Origin of the sequence: Ochrobactrum sp. MYb379, from assembly GCF_037479515.1 — a bacterium.
In the GTDB taxonomy this organism is placed as follows: domain Bacteria; phylum Pseudomonadota; class Alphaproteobacteria; order Rhizobiales; family Rhizobiaceae; genus Brucella.
The window spans coordinates 37,430-53,138 of record NZ_JBBGYW010000002.1 but is presented as its reverse complement, the minus strand read 5'-3'; the positions used below and the strand labels follow the sequence as shown (position 1 = coordinate 53,138).

Genomic DNA, 15,709 nt, shown 5'->3' with positions numbered 1-15,709 from the left:
TAAGTACGCTGCGCGCCGGTTCTCAAAAACCACCATTTTCGGCACGTTATAACCAAAATCTCCCGCGGCTAGTGGCGTGCGTTTCGGAAAGACTGATCGCGCTTTGATCAGTCGAATTGCAGCAGTCGCTGGAGATATTCCTTTTCGATTTGTGGCGTCAGCGCGTCGCCGAGCTTTCGACGAATTTCATCGAGAATCTCGCGGGCGCGCTGAATATCAATTTCGCCCGGAATCTTGACGCCATTCTCATTTGACATGCCATTGCTGCCCTGCTGACGCCCGAGCGGGTCACGGCCATTCTGTCCTTGTTGCCCGTTCTGGCCTTCACCCTGCTGTCCCATGGCCTGCTGCATTTGCTGCATCATATCGCGGCCACCGCGGCGCAGAGCCTCCAGCGCATTGCCTTGCTGGTCTCCGGCTTCTGAACCTTCACTGCGACCCAAAGCATCTCCGGCATTACCCATGGATTTGTCGGCGTCGGAGAAATCCTTATTTGGATTTATACCCATGCCTTTCAGGTCTTCGCCGAACTTCTTCAGTTCTTGTTGAAGTGCTTGCTGCTGTTGTTGCAGCTTGCGCATAGCTTCAGCCATTTCCGAAGATGTTTCACCGGACTGGCCGCCTTGCTGCGATTCGCCTTGCCCCATGGTTCCATCATCACCCGGCAACACATCTTCATCGCCGAACTCGCCGCTGCCATATTGTTGCTGCTGCATTTGCTGATCGAGCTTGAAAGTCTCGTTCATCATCTGCTGTTGGCGGCGCATCAAATCTCCCAGCTTGTTCATCTGCTGTTGCATCTGATTGGCTTGGCCCTGACCTTGCCCTTGTTGACCGGGCTGCGACGGTTGCCCCATCTGCAGATTGTTCATCAGGTCTTGTAGCTGCGAAAGAAGTTGCTCAGCCTGATCACGTGACCCCTGACGCGCCAGATTTTCAATCTGGTCCATCATGCGCTGCAAATCCTTGTCGGTGAGCATGCGCGCATTCGGGTCCATCGGTTGGTTTTTTGCATTCGGGTTTTGCTGCTGACGCTGTGCAAATTCACGCAGGAATTGCTGCATGGCTTCACGCAGTTCCGCAGTCAGCTTTTCAATTTCTTCCTGTGAGGCACCATTTTGCAAGGCATTGCGCAGCGCTTCCTGCGCCTGACGCAGACGCTTCTCTGCTGCCGAAAGATTGCCGTCTTCAATGCCCAGAGCCACTTGCCACATATAATCTGCTGTATCGCGCAGTGCATCATCGCCTGTTGCCAGGCGCAGACGCGTACGGATAGTCACGAGGCCCAGATAATGCGCTTTGTCCTTGATCGTCTCTTCCGGGCGGATCATCAGTGCTGAAAGCATATCGCGCACATGATCACGCTGCGTTGCATCAAGCGCGAGAATCCGGCGCTGTTCGGCGACGGCTTTCGCGAGCGGATTGGAAAAAGGACGTTCTGGAAGCGTGATGATTTTCGTCTCACTGCGTCCGAATTTTCCGGCTGCATCAGTTGCAACAAGCGTCAGCGCCACTTTCTGACCAGCCCATGGATGTTGGGTCAGGTCTTTGGAAGTTGTCGCTTCTTTGGTTCCGCGACGCGGTAGCGCAAGCGGCAGGTCCGGCGCGTCATAGAGTGGCGCCGTTTCTTCGTCTTCATGGTCAATGTCGAGCGGAACGATCTCGCCATAGGCTTTGACTGCGCCGTAATCGTCGGAAATTTCATAGCTGAGCTGCAAAGTGCCGTTTAGCGCATGGCCCGGCTCTTTGCTGAAACGAATAGTCGGCGGATTGTCGGGCGTGACAGCAAATGACCAGCGGGCATCTATGCCTGAAAGATTGAGCGTCTGGTCCTGTTGCAAATCGTAACGGAAGTTGCGGCTATCATCGACGCTTGTTTGCTGCTCTTCTTCGCCCTGTTTGGGTGCAACGGGTTTTATCTCTGCGCGATGGCCCGTGGCATCCGTTGTGGTTAGCCTTTCGGAACTCCCGCCAATGACACGGATATTGACGATGCTGCCTTGTGGCACTGTTATTGGCTTTTCGGCACTTGCATCATCCAGCGCCGTGCTGAGGAATATCGGCGCACGACCGGTATAAGATGGAGGCGTTACCCAGGCATCAATGCGCGCAACGGCACTTGCCGAGCCTGCGCGGATGTTAAACGCATCAGCAATCTGACCGCTATTCGGGCTGAGGCTATAGGCGGCGGCGGTCACAAACAGCAAGGCCACGACAGCGCGCAGTGCATAGGGGTCGCGTTCAGGAATATGCGGACGTGGAACGCCGGATTGCAGGTTTTTCAACCGCTCAGCCATGCGGCGCTGATGTTCCTGCCAGAGTGCAATGGCAAATGGATCGTTGGCGCCTGTCGCCATCTGGCCAGTCTGGACGGCCAATGGCTCGTGAATCAGTCCGTTTACGTCTTCAATGCGAGCGGTAATGGCTTCGTCATCCGGCAGGCGGAAACGGAAAGGCAGATAAAGCGCTACAATTCCAGCAAGACCAAAAAGCCCGAGCACGCCAAGATGCAGCCAGCGCGGCATTAGCGCGAAAAGTCCGAGCCAGCTTAGGCTTGCAAAAAGGGCAATCAAAAGAATCAGCGGCAAAACGAGCGGCCATACCCGTTCAAAGCTGATTGTCAGAAAACTTTGCAGACGCAGGCGCCGAAGGGCCGCACCCTCGCCGGAAAACAGGCGGAAAAACGCATCGCGCTTGCGGATTGGCAAGTCTTTGCTGTCTTTTGTCTGTTGTGTCATCGGGTCTTTCTGATGCGTGTAACGCCTATGGTTGTTTCATAGAATAACACGCATCATGGCAAAGGCGAGGCTTTCGACCCAATTAGAGCGCGTTTCGATCTGATTAAATCAGATCGGCGCTCTAATCATTGTTTCAATGCGCATCTTATCCGAAAACCGCTTCACACTTTTCGGGATGCGATTATAGCCATTCCGGTACAGAATCGAGTGCCAGAAGCTCTTCATAGGTCCGGCGCGGACGAATGACATGATAACGATCACCGTCTACCAGCACTTCCGGGATCAGAAGACGACTGTTGTAGGTGCTGGACAGAACCGCGCCATAAGCGCCGGTGGTGCAAACTGCGATCAGATCACCGGGAGCGGGCTTTGCCACTTCACGGTCAACACCCAGATAATCACCCGTTTCACAGACCGGGCCGACAAAATCGGCCCGAATGCGTGGCGCATTATCTTTGGTTTCCAGAACAGGCTTGATGTCGTGGAACGCCTCATAAAGCGTCGGCCGAATGAGATCGTTCATCGCCGCATCGACGATGACAAAATTCTTCGCATCGCCTTCTTTGACAAAAATCACTTCCGTTACCAACAATCCGGCATTGCCGACGATCAGACGACCCGGCTCAAAGACGGTCTTGAGGCCCAGCGGTTTGATGTGCTTGGCAACGATTTCAGCATAGGCGACAGGCAGCGGTGGCGGATTATTATCAGTGCGATAAGGAATGCCCAAACCTCCGCCGACATCAACGTGACGGATATTGTGGCCATCGGCTTGCAATTCTTTCACAAGCTGAGCCATCAACGCAAAAGCATTGTCAAAAGGCTCAAGATCGATGATCTGGCTGCCGATATGCATGTCGATGCCGACAACGTCGAGACCGGGCAGACTTGCCGCGCGCGCATAGGCCTGACGGGCTTTTACGCGTGGAATGCCGAATTTGTTCTCGGACTTGCCGGTCGAGATTTTGGCATGAGTTTTCGCATCGACATCAGGATTGATGCGCAGAGAGACGGACGCAACCTTGCCGGCTTTAACCGCACGAGCTGACAGGATTTCAAGCTCTGGTTCGGATTCGACGTTAAAGCAGTAAATGCCTGCTTCTAGCGCAAAATCCATTTCATGCGGTGTTTTGCCAACGCCGGAAAATACGATTTTGTTTGCCGGAATACCAGCGGCCAGCGCACGGCGAATTTCGCCTTCTGAAACCGTGTCAGCACCTGCGCCAAGTTTGGCAAGCGTCTTGAGTACAGCCAGATTGGAATTGGCCTTGAGCGCATAGGTCACTAGCGTATTCATGTCGGCGAAAGCTTCGCTGAAAACGCGGAAATGACGCTCAATCGTTGCGCGGGAATAGACGTAAAACGGCGTGCCAACCTGTTTTGCAATCTCGGGCAGGCTTACATTTTCGGCATGAAGAACGCCGTCGCGATATTCAAAATGATTCACGGGAAACAATCCGAATGGGGGAGGAATTACAAGATTTTGTCGAGGATGAAGGGCTTGTCTTCCTTCGGTTTTTCGACTGTACGACCCTGTTCATTGGTGATGAGCTGCGCTGGCGGTGGCTCAAGTGGGCCTTTACGTCCGCAAGCGGCAAGAGTGGCAGCAAGGGCTGCGATCAGAAGCACGGAAGAAATGGCGGAGCGGCCTGTCATCAGCTTTGGTTCCCGGAATTTGTCGATGGGTCAGGTCTAACCCAAAATATCAGAAAGTGAAATCACTCCTTTAAGAGTGAGTTCACCAGGATGGTCAGCTTACGCTTTTGCGATACGATTTTTCCAGTAAGCAATCTGCTTACGCACCTGCTGCGGTGCGGTGCCGCCGAATGACTGACGGCTTTCAACCGACTGCTCAACGGTCAGATAGCCAAAGATTGCATCCGTAATGCCCGGGTTAATCGACTGAAGATCTTCAAGTGTGAGAGCTGCGAGATCGACCTGCTTGCTTTCAGCAAGAGCCACAGCGCGACCAGTCACATGATGGGCATCACGGAAAGGAAGACCCAATTCACGCACCAGCCAGTCAGCAAGATCGGTTGCGGTTGAATAGCCGGAACCGGCAGCTTTTTTCATGCTGGCGACATTGATGGTCATGTCACGCACCATGCCGGACATGGCAGCGATTGCGAGTTCGAGATTTTCGGCAGAGTCGAAAACCTGTTCCTTGTCTTCCTGCATATCCTTGGAATAGGCGAGTGGCAGACCCTTCATGATGGTCAGCAGTGCCACGAGTGAACCATTGATGCGGCCGGTCTTGGCGCGAACAAGTTCGGCAGCGTCTGGGTTCTTCTTCTGCGGCATAATCGAGGAGCCGGTCGAGAAGGCATCAGACAAGCGCACGAAATTGAACTGCGGTGTTGACCAGATGACGATTTCTTCAGCCAGACGTGACAGATGACCGGCACAGATTGCGGCTAGTGACAGGAATTCCAGCGCGTAGTCGCGGTCGGAAACACTATCCAGAGAATTGCGGGTTGGCTCACGGAAACCAAGCGCTGCCGCTGTCATATGACGATCAATCGGGAAGCCGGTTCCAGCAAGTGCTGCGGCACCGAGAGGTGATTCGTCCATGCGTTCAATCGCATCGCGGACGCGGGAAAGATCGCGGCCAAACATTTCCACATAGGCCATGCAATGATGACCAAAAGTGACCGGCTGGGCTGTTTGCAGATGCGTGAAGCCCGGCATGACGGTTGCCGCATGCTCTTCGGCGCGTTCAAGAAACGCGTTGATGAGGCCTTCTAGCGCGACCGCAGTTTTCTGCATTTCGCGCTTAACCCAGAGGCGGAAATCAACCGCCACCTGATCATTACGCGAACGGGCCGTGTGCAGACGTCCAGCAGATGCGCCGATAAGGTCGGCCAGACGCGCTTCGATATTCATGTGAATGTCTTCGAGCTTGCGCGAGAAGGTGAATTTGCCGTCTTCGATTTCTTTCAGGATGGTTTTCAGACCGTCTTCGATCTTTTTATGATCATCTGCCGCAATGATGCCAGTCTTTGCAAGCATGGCTGCATGGGCGAGCGATCCCTGAATATCCTGCGCATAGAGTTTGCGGTCGAAGCCAATCGATGCATTGATCTCTTCCATGATCGCATCGGGTCCTGAGGCAAAACGGCCGCCCCACATCTGATTGCTTGATTTTTGTTCGCTCATGCTCGTATGCCTCGAATGCAAGACTAGGAAAGAAGTGACGCGAGATGGCAAAAGACAACGATAAGGCTAAGTCAGGAAATCGCAGGATCGTCTATCTTGCCGCTCTGGCCGGTGTCATTGCCGGTATAGGCGCGGTATACGTGATGGAACGGCCTTCTGGCAATGCTACAGCCAGCAATGTTTCTGCGAAATCGGATGAAGCTTCTGCACAATGTGCACTGAAAGCGGATAGTCTGAAGAGCCTAGATCAAGCTGCAACCGGAAGCGTTGCTGCCATGCGTGCAGCTGAAAAGCCGATTTCGGTGGCGCATATCGCTTTCGCCGGACCTGACGGCAAGCAGATGACGCTAGGCGATTACAAGGGCAAGACGCTGCTTGTGAACCTCTGGGCGACATGGTGCGCGCCTTGCCGTGAAGAAATGCCGGAGCTTGATAATTTGCAGGCGGCAAAGGGTGGCAGTGATTTTGATGTGGTTGCCATCAATATTGATACCGGCTCCGACGAGAAGCCGAAGAAATTTCTCGAAGAGATTGGTATCAAAAGCCTGAGCCTCAATCGTGATGCTACTATGTCAAGCTTCAATGAATTAAAGCGCAAAAATCTCGCATTCGGCCTGCCTGTGACATTGCTGGTCGATAAGGATGGTTGCCAGATTGCATCGATGAATGGTCCCGCACCGTGGGATGGCCCAGACGCTATCAAGTTGATTGAAGCTGCGCAGAAACTTTAGATAGACAAACATTCGGTTCAGTGGCTTCCTCTTGTTAAGAGAGGAAGTTTCCCATGAGCATTGAAGTCTGGCTGGCATTTTCTGCGGCATCCATTGTGCTTTTGATTATTCCGGGGCCAACGGTTTTGCTTGTCGTTTCCTATGCGCTCGGGCAGGGCTGGAAAGCGGCGCTCCCTATGGCAATTGGCGTGGCACTCGGTGACTTTACCGCTATGACGCTTTCGATGCTGGGTGTCGGTGCGCTTCTCGCCGCGTCAGCGACGGTCTTTACTGCGGTTAAGTGGCTTGGTGCCGCCTATCTCATCTGGTTGGGTATAAAGTTGTTTCGTGCCGGTGGCACAATGGACGCCAAGGCGCGGCACGATGAGGTTAAGCCGGTCAAAATGTTGTTGCACGCTTGGCTGGTGACAGCGCTCAACCCCAAAAGTATCACATTTTTCGTGGCTTTCCTGCCGCAGTTCTTAAGCCCGCATCGCGATTTTCTCACACAGATGCTGGTTTTTGAGAGTACATTTCTTGTTCTGGCATTTCTCAATGCCTTCGCTTATGCGCTGATTGCCACGCGCGCCCGTCGTTTCTTTGCCAATGAACGTGCCTTGCGTATTTTCAATCGTGCTGGCGGGACAATGTTGATCGGCGCGGGCATTGCCACCGCTTCAATACGATCAAGCTGATTTGAAACCAGCACGCTTGAGCTGAACAATTGCCAGTTCGAGTGCGGATAAAAAAGCCGAGCGGTCTTTTGCCGAAAACGGCGCTGGTCCGCGCGTCGTTTCGCCTGCCGAACGCAACGAATCCATCAGATTGCGCGTAGCAAGTGTGTTGCCGATGGTGCTTGCCGTATGCACTTTGCCATTGGGGCCGATAACTGATGCGCCCATCTCTATCGACCGGCTTACGAGCGGAATATCCGCTGTAATCACAATGGTGCCGGGGCGGGAGTTTTCAGCGATCCAGTCATCTGCTGCATCCAGCTTGTCAGAAACGATGACGCGCTCAACCCGCTCTGCATCGCGCGGAATGGCAATATAGCTATTGGCGACCAGCACAACAGGCAGATTGTGCCGTTCGGCGACGCGATAGACTTCGGCCTTTACCGGGCAGGCGTCGGCATCAACAAAAATGCGAATTGTGTCATTCTGATTATCCATGCCGTTTCATAGGCAGAAGCGAGGCATTTGGCAAATTGATCGCAACAATCAGATTTATGCGATAGCGCAAAGCATGGAACGGGATTAGAGGGAAGCAAACAGGAACGTCTGCATCATGTCTACCCGCTTTTTCCCGATTATGTTCGTGTTGCTCTGGGCCACTGGCTTTATCGGGGCAGGGCTTTCCATGCCTTATGCGGAGCCGTTCAGCTTTATGGCGGTACGGTTTTCGATTGCAGCAGCCATTATGATCCTGTGGGCTTTGGCAAGTCATAGTGTGTGGCCAAGAGGCAAAACGCTGCTCAATGCAGCCATTGTTGGCTGTCTCATCCATGGTGGTTATCTTTCAGCACTTTTCTGGGCGGTGCATCACGGTCTGCCAGCTGGTATGTCGGGGCTGGTTGCTGGTCTTCAACCCATGTTGACCACCTTGATTGCAGCACTTCTTCTTGGAGAGCGCGCCAGTGGGCGGCAATGGCTGGGGCTGCTGATTGGTTTTCTTGGTGTTGCGATGGTGGTTTGGCCGAAGTTTTCGGGGCATAGCGGTGTAGATCCGCAAAGCCTGTTTGCGGCTTTTGTGGCTGTTCTGGCGATCAGCACTGGCACCGTGTGGCAAAAACGTTTCGGCACGGCGGCGGATTTGAAGACCGGGACTGCGGTGCAATATATCGCGGCAGCAGGAATGACCGCGATATGCGCTTTTGCGTTTGAAACCCGCGTCATGATCTGGTCGCCACAGCTTATTTTTGCGCTGGTCTGGCTGACGCTTGCAATTTCCATCGGCGCTATTCTGGCGCTTCTGGTGATGATCCGCGAAGGCGCTATGTCGAAGGTTGCGTCACTTTTCTATCTGGTTCCGGGGACTGCCGCGATCATGGCCTATCTGATTTTTGGTGAAACGCTGGGGCCGATTCAGATCGCAGGCATGGTTGTGACAACGCTCGGTGTGGCGCTGACTACTTTGCGTCGATAAGTTCGGGCTGTTGTTCGCGTTTGCGGAAAATCATGATCGCCGCGTTGATTTCTGCGCCAATGATGAAGATCGCGGATAACATATAAAGAAACACGATGGCCACCATGATCGAGGCAAGGCCCGCATAGGTGGTGACGTAGTTTGCAAATGTTTCGAGATATTTTGCAAAAGCGGTTGCGGCAGCAAGCCATGCAACGAGCGTGATGCCGATGCCGGGAAGAATGTCGCTCATGCGGCGTTTTCCGGCAGGCAGCCAGATATGCACGATGAAAAGTGCCAGCACCAGAACGCTCACAGCAATCGTATAGCGCCATATGGCGATTGTGCCGGTGAAGGGAGCGATATCGGGAAACCATTGTTCGGCAAGACGCACTGCAAGCGGTGCCAGAACCAGCAGAAAGCTGATGGCCATCAGACTGATTGTGCCAATCAGCACGAAGCCAAGGCTTTGCAGGCGACAGAAGATGATCGAGCGCTGGTCACTGACGCGATAGGCGCGGTTGAGCGACATGCGCAAGGCTTCCACCCCATTGGAGGCAAAATAGGCGGCCGCGATCACACTCAATGTCAGAAGCCCGCTGCGTTGAACGGTCAGAACATTCATCACTTCATTAGCGATCGGACCTGCGATATTAGAAGGCCACATATCAAAAATGACATGCACGGCATTATTAGCGAATTCCTTGGTGCCAAGAAAACCAGCGAGTGTTGTTGCGAAAATCAGGAATGGAAATAGTGCCATCAGCCCGGAAAGGGCGATGTGCGAAGCAAAAGCCCAACCGTCGTCAGTGCTGAAATGCCAGTAAACGTCGTAAGTGACCTGACGGAGAAAACGTTTAACTTTTCGCATCCGTAGATTTTTTCCTTCGGTCGACCGACATTCATTCCAAGCGTTTAAATCTAGTATTAGATTCAATATTGCAAGGGGATAGCGGTTTTAAACTTAGTGTGGTGGGTTTGAAGTTCCTATCATTTGTGTTGCATTCACGTTTAGGAACTTCAAATCCGTAAACCACACTAGATTCAAAAGTTTACTCGTATGGCTTCGAACCCGAAATCTGCTTCGAGAGCTGCTTCAAGGTGAAACGAATTTCGGGTTCGCCATACTAGGACGAATCAAGCACTGTGAGCCAAAACAGGAGCGGAACCGATCCATGGTCTCACAAAATGCAAAGCGCAGCATCCTCATAACCGGCTGTTCTTCTGGTATCGGTGCTTATTGCGCGACAGCTTTGCATGAGGCTGGATGGCGCGTGTTTGCGACTGCACGAAAAGGCGAGGATATTGCAGCCCTCAAAGCCCAAGGCATTGAGGCGTTTTATCTCGATTATACCGAGCCGCAATCAATCGAAGCGCTGATTGATGCAGTTTTGCGCGCAACGGATGGCAAGCTGGACGCGCTTTTTAACAATGGTGCCTATGCGCAACCGGGGGCGATTGAAGATCTTCCGGTTGAAGCTTTGCGTGCGCAATTTGAGGCAAATTTCTTTGGTTGGCATGATCTGACACGACGTATCATTCCCACGATGCGCGCACAGGGGCAGGGCCGGATTGTGCATTGTTCGTCTATTCTCGGGCTTGTGCCTATGAAATGGCGCGGCGCTTATGTAGCTTCGAAATTCGCGCTTGAAGGCTTGATGATGGCGCAACGTATGGAACTGGAAGGTTCGGGTATTGAGGTGTCGATGATCGAGCCGGGGCCAATTGCATCGCGCTTTACCTATACTGCAGCAGCGCATGCGCGGGCTAATATTGACCTTGAAAACTCGGTGCATCGCGAACTCTATCAGCGCCAGATGGCAAAGCTCGAAGGTGGTGGCACGAAATCCAAAAACAAGCTTGGCCCGGAAGCGGTTTACGCGGTACTTGTGCATGCATTGGACGCACCAAAGCCGCGTCCGCATTACGCAGTTACGCGACCGGCGAAACTGGGTATTCTGGCACGACGCCTGCTGCCGTCACGCTGGCTCTACAAAATGCTGTCCGATCAGTCTTGAAACCAACAAAGACGGCGGATTATGGGAGGAATGTAAATGGATTTCGTCTTCAAGGCGGCTGCCATGGTGGCCGTGATTGCTGTGGCAATCGTTTTGATTATCGGCCTGCGCAATATGATGCGGGGTGGTGACGGTAATTTCTCCAACAAGATGATGCAGCTGCGTGTTCTTCTGCAATTTGTTGCAATTCTTCTGGTCGTGGGGGCAATCTATTTTGCACGTCAGGCAAGTGGACAATAGCAAATGGTCAAGCTCAACAAGATTTACACCCGCACAGGTGATGATGGCACCACCGGCCTCACATCTGGTGCGCGCCGGCTGAAATCCGATCTGCGCGTGGAAGCCTATGGCACGGTCGATGAAACCAATGCCTGTATCGGCTTGGTGCGACTGCATACAAGTAGCGCAGATCACGGTCCTATTGATGTGATGCTCATGCGCATCCAGAATGATCTGTTCGATCTCGGTGCTGATCTTTCAACGCCGGATGATGGGGAGCCGCTTGCCTATGAACCGCTGCGCATTGTTGCATCGCAGGTGACGCGACTTGAATCCGACATTGATTATTTGAATGTTTCGATTCCGCCTTTGCGCTCGTTCATTCTGCCGGGTGGTTCGGCTGCATCAGCAGCGCTTCATCTGGCGCGCACGGTTTCGCGCCGTGCCGAACGACTGATGGTGGCGCTCGCAAAGGTGGAAGGCGAAGTTGTCTCAAAAGAGGCGTTGCAATATATCAACCGCCTCTCCGATTTTCTGTTTGTCGCCGCTCGCGCCGTCAATGATAATGGCGCGAGGGATGTTCTTTGGGTGCCGGGCCAAAACCGGTAGGCATCGCCGTGAGGCCGGTCTGCAAATGGCGTTCTGTTTGCGCTTCGGTGCTCACTTACCTCAAGTAAGCTCCGCTCCGATGCTCAACAGACCACCATTTTCGCCACGGCCTGACGACAATGCGCGTTGCGGCTAGCTTTATCTCTTTGTTTTTAAGCATGTCGTTATCGGAAAACCGGTCCCCACTTTTCCGCGACATACTTTAGACGCCGCGCTTATTGCCCCAGATCAGCACATGAAGCTGGGGCAGGACGCGCGCTTCAAACCAGCGGTCGGCCATCACCTTGTCGATCAGCCATTCCATGCGGCTCATGATGCCGTCCATGTCGATGCGGGCATCGTCATCTTCAGGCGGAGGCGGTGTGTGATTTCCCGGCTGAAGATAGACGGCCAAATGCGGATGACGCGCCGATGCAGCCTTTGCAAAGGCATAATCTGCATCATCAAAGACTACGAATTTCAATACGGTCTTCGGTTGTGATCCCGCAGCATTGATGCAGGTGGTGAGCGCCTTCCAGTCTGTTTCCATGCCGCTCGATGGCGGTTTTGGGCTTAACACCAGCGTATCAAGTCGTGAGAACCAGTCTTTCGCTACCGATCCCTGTGTCTCCAGTGCAAAGCGATAACCTTGACCGTGACCATGATCGATTAACGGTCCTAATGGTTGAATAGCCGGGTTTCCGCCAGAAAGTGACACTGTTATTGGCCTTCGACCTGATAATGCCGTCACTTCGCGCCATATGGCATCAATGCTCATCGGTTTCCAGTCATGGCGAAAGCGGCTTTCAACAGCATGCAGACTGTCACACCATGCGCAGCGGTAGTCGCAGCCGCCCGTGCGCACAAAAACAGTCGGCTCGCCGCTTAATACGCCTTCGCCTTGAATGGTTGGACCGAAAATCTCGCTGATGCGGATTTCAGGATGCTTGTTCATTGTTGCAGGAAACAAGGTTGCAGACGTTCTGGCCGATACTCCGCCCATGTTTTCGGCGTTTCACTAACCCGTACCGCCGTAACTTCGTGCCAGCGGGTGTGACACCACTCATAAAGATGACGCGCTAGAAATTCTGCGGTTATGCGATTATGTCCAAGCACGTCGTTCAGATGACGATGATCCAGTTCATCATCGATATAGCGCTTCAGTGGCGCGAGTTCGTGATAGTCGCGGACAAAGCCATGCTGATCAAGATCATTGGCGGACAGTTCTACTTCCACGATGTAGTTGTGTCCATGCAACCGCGCGCACTGGTGATCGGCGGGAAGCTCTGTCAGCTGATGCGAAGCAGAGAAATGAAATTCCTTGGTGATGCGAAACATCAGGCGCTCCTTTTCTCAACAGCGACGCGCCAGAAATCAGCATCTGCGTAATGTGTCGGGTCATTTATACCAGCGAGGTGGAAGGCTTCGCGTCGTTCGACACAGGTGCCGCAACGCCCGCAATGATGCTCGCCGCCTTTGTAGCAGGACCATGTCGCTTCAAATGGCGTTTGGTATTTTGCACCGTCTGAAACGATGTCGCTTTTTGACTTGTGTACATAGGGTGCAAGTAACTGGACATCAGCATAGCCTTCCAGTGCATGGTTTTGCATGGTCTGGAAAGCGCCGATAAAGCCAGGACGACAATCGGGGTATATAAAGTGATCGCCACCGTGGACGGCGAGCGCCACTGCATCGGCTTGCTGTGCTGCGGCGACACCGAAAGCAATCGTCATCATGATAGCATTGCGGTTGGGAACGACGGTAATTTTCATCGTTTCCTCGGCATAATGACCATCGGGAACATCGACGTCGTCTGTGAGCGCTGAGCCGGTCAGGCTGGCACCAATAGATCGAATATCGATGATTTGATGAGGAACGTTAAGTCGCTTTGCGCAGGCTTCCGCAAAGCTCAGTTCCTTTTTGTGTCTCTGGCCGTAATCGAAAGAAATAAGGCCAGTGAGTTGATGTTCCGCTGCGATTTTATGCGCAAGCGAAACGGAGTCCAATCCGCCGGAGCAGATGACAAGCGTCTTCATAGTTTGAGTCCTTGTTTTGACCGGGTAGGCTGCGACCGGATGTTTACGCTGCACTCCTAGCGCATGAGGTATGGCTTGTAAACGCCACGAAAATGGGAGGGCGCGGCATGAAGAAACTAAGCGTATCGAATAGTGCCAAGTCGTTAGGTAACTCTACGATAGACGTTAGTGCGAAAACGGAATGACTATCTGTCAGAATATATTCATTTAAATCGATATTGCCGCCCAACCACGATTGACGCGCACGTCAACCGTCTTTAGGTTTCGTGCCGGTTCCTGATGTTGCGGGGAAAGGCTGGCTTTTACGGCGTTTCTGTCAGCAGCGTTGTCATGTCGGATTCTGACATGCGGGCAAAGATTCATGGCGGCATAGTCAGGCCGCAAAAAGTCATTGAAGAGGTAATCGCGGATGAAAGTCCTTGTCGCAGTAAAGCGGGTTGTAGATTACAACGTAAAGATCCGTGTTAAGGGTGATGGTTCGGGCGTTGAGCTTGCAAACGTCAAGATGTCGATGAACCCTTTTGACGAGATCGCGGTTGAAGAAGCGATCCGTTTGAAGGAAGCTGGCAAGGTTACGGAAATCGTCGTGGTTTCGGTCGGTCCTGCACAGGCGCAGGAAACACTGCGTACCGCGCTCGCCATGGGTGCGGACCGTGCAATCCTCGTGAAAACTGACGAAACCGTTGAGCCGCTTGGCGTTGCCAAGGTTCTGAAGGGCGTCGTCGAAGCTGAACAGCCAGACCTCGTGTTCCTCGGAAAACAGGCGATTGATGACGATGCCAACCAGACGGGCCAGATGCTTTCGGCACTACTCAACTGGAGCCAGGCAACGTTTGCATCGAAAGTTGAGCTGGGTGAAGGTTCTGCCAAGGTAACCCGTGAAGTCGATGGTGGCCTTCAGACCATTGATGTGAAGTTGCCTGCGATTGTCACCGTTGATCTGCGTTTGAACCAGCCGCGCTATGCTTCGCTGCCAAACATCATGAAAGCTAAGAAGAAGCCGCTTGATGAAAAGTCGCCAGCCGATTTTGGTGCCGACATTGCTCCGCGTCTCAAGGTTTTGAAGACCGAAGAACCGGGCGGTCGCAAGGCTGGCGTGAAGGTTGGCTCCGTAAGTGAGCTGGTTGAGAAGCTTAAAGCTGACGGCGTACTGTAAGAGATCGGAAGGGACAAATTTATGGCTATTCTTCTTATTGCCGAACACGACAATGCAAGCCTTTCTGATCAGACTGCAAAGGCACTAACTGCCGCTGCCCAGATCGGCGGCGACGTTGACATTCTGGTTGCAGGCAAGGGCGCGAAAGCTGCCGCTGATGCCGCAGCAAAGCTTTCGGGCGTGCGCAAGGTTCTGCTTGCTGAAAGCGATGCACTGGAAAACCGTCTGGCTGAGCCACTCGCAGCAGCTATAGTTGACTTAGCGAGCAATTACGACACGATCATTGCACCAGCCACCACTTCGGCCAAGAACGTGCTGCCGCGCGTAGCAGCTCTGCTCGATGTGATGCAGCTTTCGGAAATCATGGAAGTCGTGTCCGCTGACACTTTCAAGCGTCCGATCTATGCCGGCAACGCGATCCAGACCGTTCAGTCGACAGATGCCAAGAAGGTCATCACGGTTCGTACGGCTTCTTTCTCGGCAACGGCTGAGGGCGGTTCAGCTTCGGTTGAAAGCATCAATGCTGCCGCTGATCCTGCTCTTTCTAGCTTTGTTGAAAACGCTCTGTCGGATTCCGATCGTCCGGAACTGACCTCGGCCAAGATCATCATCTCAGGTGGCCGTGCGCTTGGTTCGTCTGAGAAGTTTGAGGAAGTGATCCTACCAGTTGCCGACAAGCTCGGTGCAGCAGTTGGTGCCAGCCGTGCAGCAGTTGATGCGGGCTATGCACCAAATGACTGGCAGGTTGGCCAGACGGGTAAGGTGGTTGCGCCTGATCTTTATATCGCAGTTGGTATCTCCGGTGCGATCCAGCATCTGGCGGGTATGAAAGATAGCCGCGTGATCGTGGCAATCAACAAGGACGAAGAAGCGCCGATCTTCCAGGTGGCCGATTACGGCCTAGTCGGTGATCTCTTTACCATTCTGCCAGAGCTGCAAAAAGCTCTCTAATTCTCTGAAAAGG

Annotated in this window: 17 protein-coding genes; 8 read left to right on the top strand and 9 right to left on the bottom strand. The window is 53.2% G+C overall.

The genetic code is table 11. The features are described 5' to 3' along the window. Positions 1-107: 107 nt before the first annotated feature. From WH356_RS04335 to argH, 4 genes are all read right to left on the bottom strand, one after another. Complete coding sequence (locus tag WH356_RS04335) at positions 108-2,738, bottom strand: TIGR02302 family protein (RefSeq protein WP_339508979.1); 2,631 nt, start codon at positions 2,736-2,738, stop codon at positions 108-110. A gap of 181 nt (positions 2,739-2,919) precedes the next feature. Continuing rightward, positions 2,920-4,185, bottom strand: a complete 1,266-nt coding sequence (gene lysA / locus WH356_RS04330) for a diaminopimelate decarboxylase (protein WP_339508978.1) — start codon at positions 4,183-4,185, stop codon at positions 2,920-2,922. A gap of 26 nt (positions 4,186-4,211) precedes the next feature. Then, positions 4,212-4,394, bottom strand: a complete 183-nt coding sequence (gene lptM / locus WH356_RS04325) for an LPS translocon maturation chaperone LptM (protein ID WP_007872064.1) — start codon at positions 4,392-4,394, stop codon at positions 4,212-4,214. 99 nt (positions 4,395-4,493) lie between these two features. Further along, positions 4,494-5,894: an argininosuccinate lyase gene (gene argH / locus WH356_RS04320; RefSeq protein ID WP_339508977.1), complete on the bottom strand. Its 1,401-nt coding sequence runs from the start codon at positions 5,892-5,894 to the stop codon at positions 4,494-4,496. A gap of 44 nt (positions 5,895-5,938) precedes the next feature. On the opposite strand from argH, the gene tlpA reads away from it, so the two are divergent. Together tlpA and WH356_RS04310 are read left to right on the top strand one after the other, a co-directional pair. After that, positions 5,939-6,625 (top strand): thiol:disulfide interchange protein TlpA, encoded by a 687-nt coding sequence (tlpA, locus tag WH356_RS04315; RefSeq protein WP_339508976.1) that lies wholly within the window; start codon positions 5,939-5,941, stop codon positions 6,623-6,625. A 53-nt stretch (positions 6,626-6,678) separates the two neighbouring features. After that, complete coding sequence (locus WH356_RS04310; RefSeq protein ID WP_339508975.1) at positions 6,679-7,299, top strand: LysE family translocator; 621 nt, start codon at positions 6,679-6,681, stop codon at positions 7,297-7,299. On the opposite strand, the gene WH356_RS04305 is transcribed toward WH356_RS04310, so the two are convergent. Further along, complete coding sequence (locus WH356_RS04305) at positions 7,291-7,776, bottom strand: YaiI/YqxD family protein (RefSeq protein ID WP_339508974.1); 486 nt, start codon at positions 7,774-7,776, stop codon at positions 7,291-7,293. The two genes, WH356_RS04310 and WH356_RS04305, sit on opposite strands and share 9 nt — an antisense overlap. Positions 7,777-7,891: 115 nt before the next feature. On the opposite strand from WH356_RS04305, the gene WH356_RS04300 reads away from it, so the two are divergent. Continuing rightward, positions 7,892-8,749, top strand: coding sequence for a DMT family transporter (locus tag WH356_RS04300; RefSeq protein WP_339508973.1), 858 nt, complete (start codon positions 7,892-7,894; stop codon positions 8,747-8,749). On the opposite strand, the gene WH356_RS04295 is transcribed toward WH356_RS04300, so the two are convergent. Then, positions 8,733-9,599, bottom strand: coding sequence for a YihY/virulence factor BrkB family protein (locus tag WH356_RS04295; RefSeq protein ID WP_339508972.1), 867 nt, complete (start codon positions 9,597-9,599; stop codon positions 8,733-8,735). The two genes, WH356_RS04300 and WH356_RS04295, sit on opposite strands and share 17 nt — an antisense overlap. Before the next feature lie 304 nt (positions 9,600-9,903). On the opposite strand from WH356_RS04295, the gene WH356_RS04290 reads away from it, so the two are divergent. Genes WH356_RS04290 through WH356_RS04280 form a run of 3 tightly spaced genes read left to right on the top strand, consistent with a single transcriptional unit; the run spans position 9,904 to position 11,574 of the window. Beyond that, positions 9,904-10,746, top strand: coding sequence for an SDR family oxidoreductase (locus WH356_RS04290; protein ID WP_339508971.1), 843 nt, complete (start codon positions 9,904-9,906; stop codon positions 10,744-10,746). Between the two features lie 36 nt (positions 10,747-10,782). Further along, positions 10,783-10,986 carry a twin transmembrane helix small protein gene (locus WH356_RS04285; protein ID WP_250041615.1) on the top strand — a complete coding sequence of 68 codons (204 nt, stop codon included), beginning with the start codon at positions 10,783-10,785 and terminating at the stop codon, positions 10,984-10,986. 3 nt (positions 10,987-10,989) lie between these two features. After that, the gene (locus WH356_RS04280; protein WP_339508970.1) at positions 10,990-11,574 is read left to right on the top strand and encodes a cob(I)yrinic acid a,c-diamide adenosyltransferase; all 585 of its coding nucleotides are present in this window, start codon (positions 10,990-10,992) and stop codon (positions 11,572-11,574) included. A gap of 202 nt (positions 11,575-11,776) precedes the next feature. Here WH356_RS04280 and queE read toward each other — a convergent pair whose 3' ends face one another. From queE to queC, 3 genes are read right to left on the bottom strand one after another with little or no spacing between them, the layout of a single operon-like run. Further along, the gene (gene queE, locus WH356_RS04275) at positions 11,777-12,508 is read right to left on the bottom strand and encodes a 7-carboxy-7-deazaguanine synthase QueE (RefSeq protein WP_339509499.1); all 732 of its coding nucleotides are present in this window, start codon (positions 12,506-12,508) and stop codon (positions 11,777-11,779) included. Continuing rightward, entirely contained in the window at positions 12,505-12,891 is a 387-nt protein-coding gene (gene queD / locus WH356_RS04270) for a 6-carboxytetrahydropterin synthase QueD (protein ID WP_339508969.1), read from the bottom strand. Before queD ends, queE begins: the two co-directional genes overlap by 4 nt. Continuing rightward, positions 12,891-13,589 carry a 7-cyano-7-deazaguanine synthase QueC gene (gene queC, locus WH356_RS04265; RefSeq protein WP_339508968.1) on the bottom strand — a complete coding sequence of 233 codons (699 nt, stop codon included), beginning with the start codon at positions 13,587-13,589 and terminating at the stop codon, positions 12,891-12,893. The genes queD and queC overlap by 1 nt, the downstream gene beginning before the upstream one ends. Before the next feature lie 409 nt (positions 13,590-13,998). On the opposite strand from queC, the gene WH356_RS04260 reads away from it, so the two are divergent. Together WH356_RS04260 and WH356_RS04255 are read left to right on the top strand one after the other, a co-directional pair. Next, entirely contained in the window at positions 13,999-14,745 is a 747-nt protein-coding gene (locus tag WH356_RS04260) for an electron transfer flavoprotein subunit beta/FixA family protein (RefSeq protein WP_339508967.1), read from the top strand. A 21-nt stretch (positions 14,746-14,766) separates the two neighbouring features. After that, positions 14,767-15,696 (top strand): electron transfer flavoprotein subunit alpha/FixB family protein, encoded by a 930-nt coding sequence (locus WH356_RS04255; protein ID WP_339508966.1) that lies wholly within the window; start codon positions 14,767-14,769, stop codon positions 15,694-15,696. Positions 15,697-15,709: the final 13 nt, after the last annotated feature.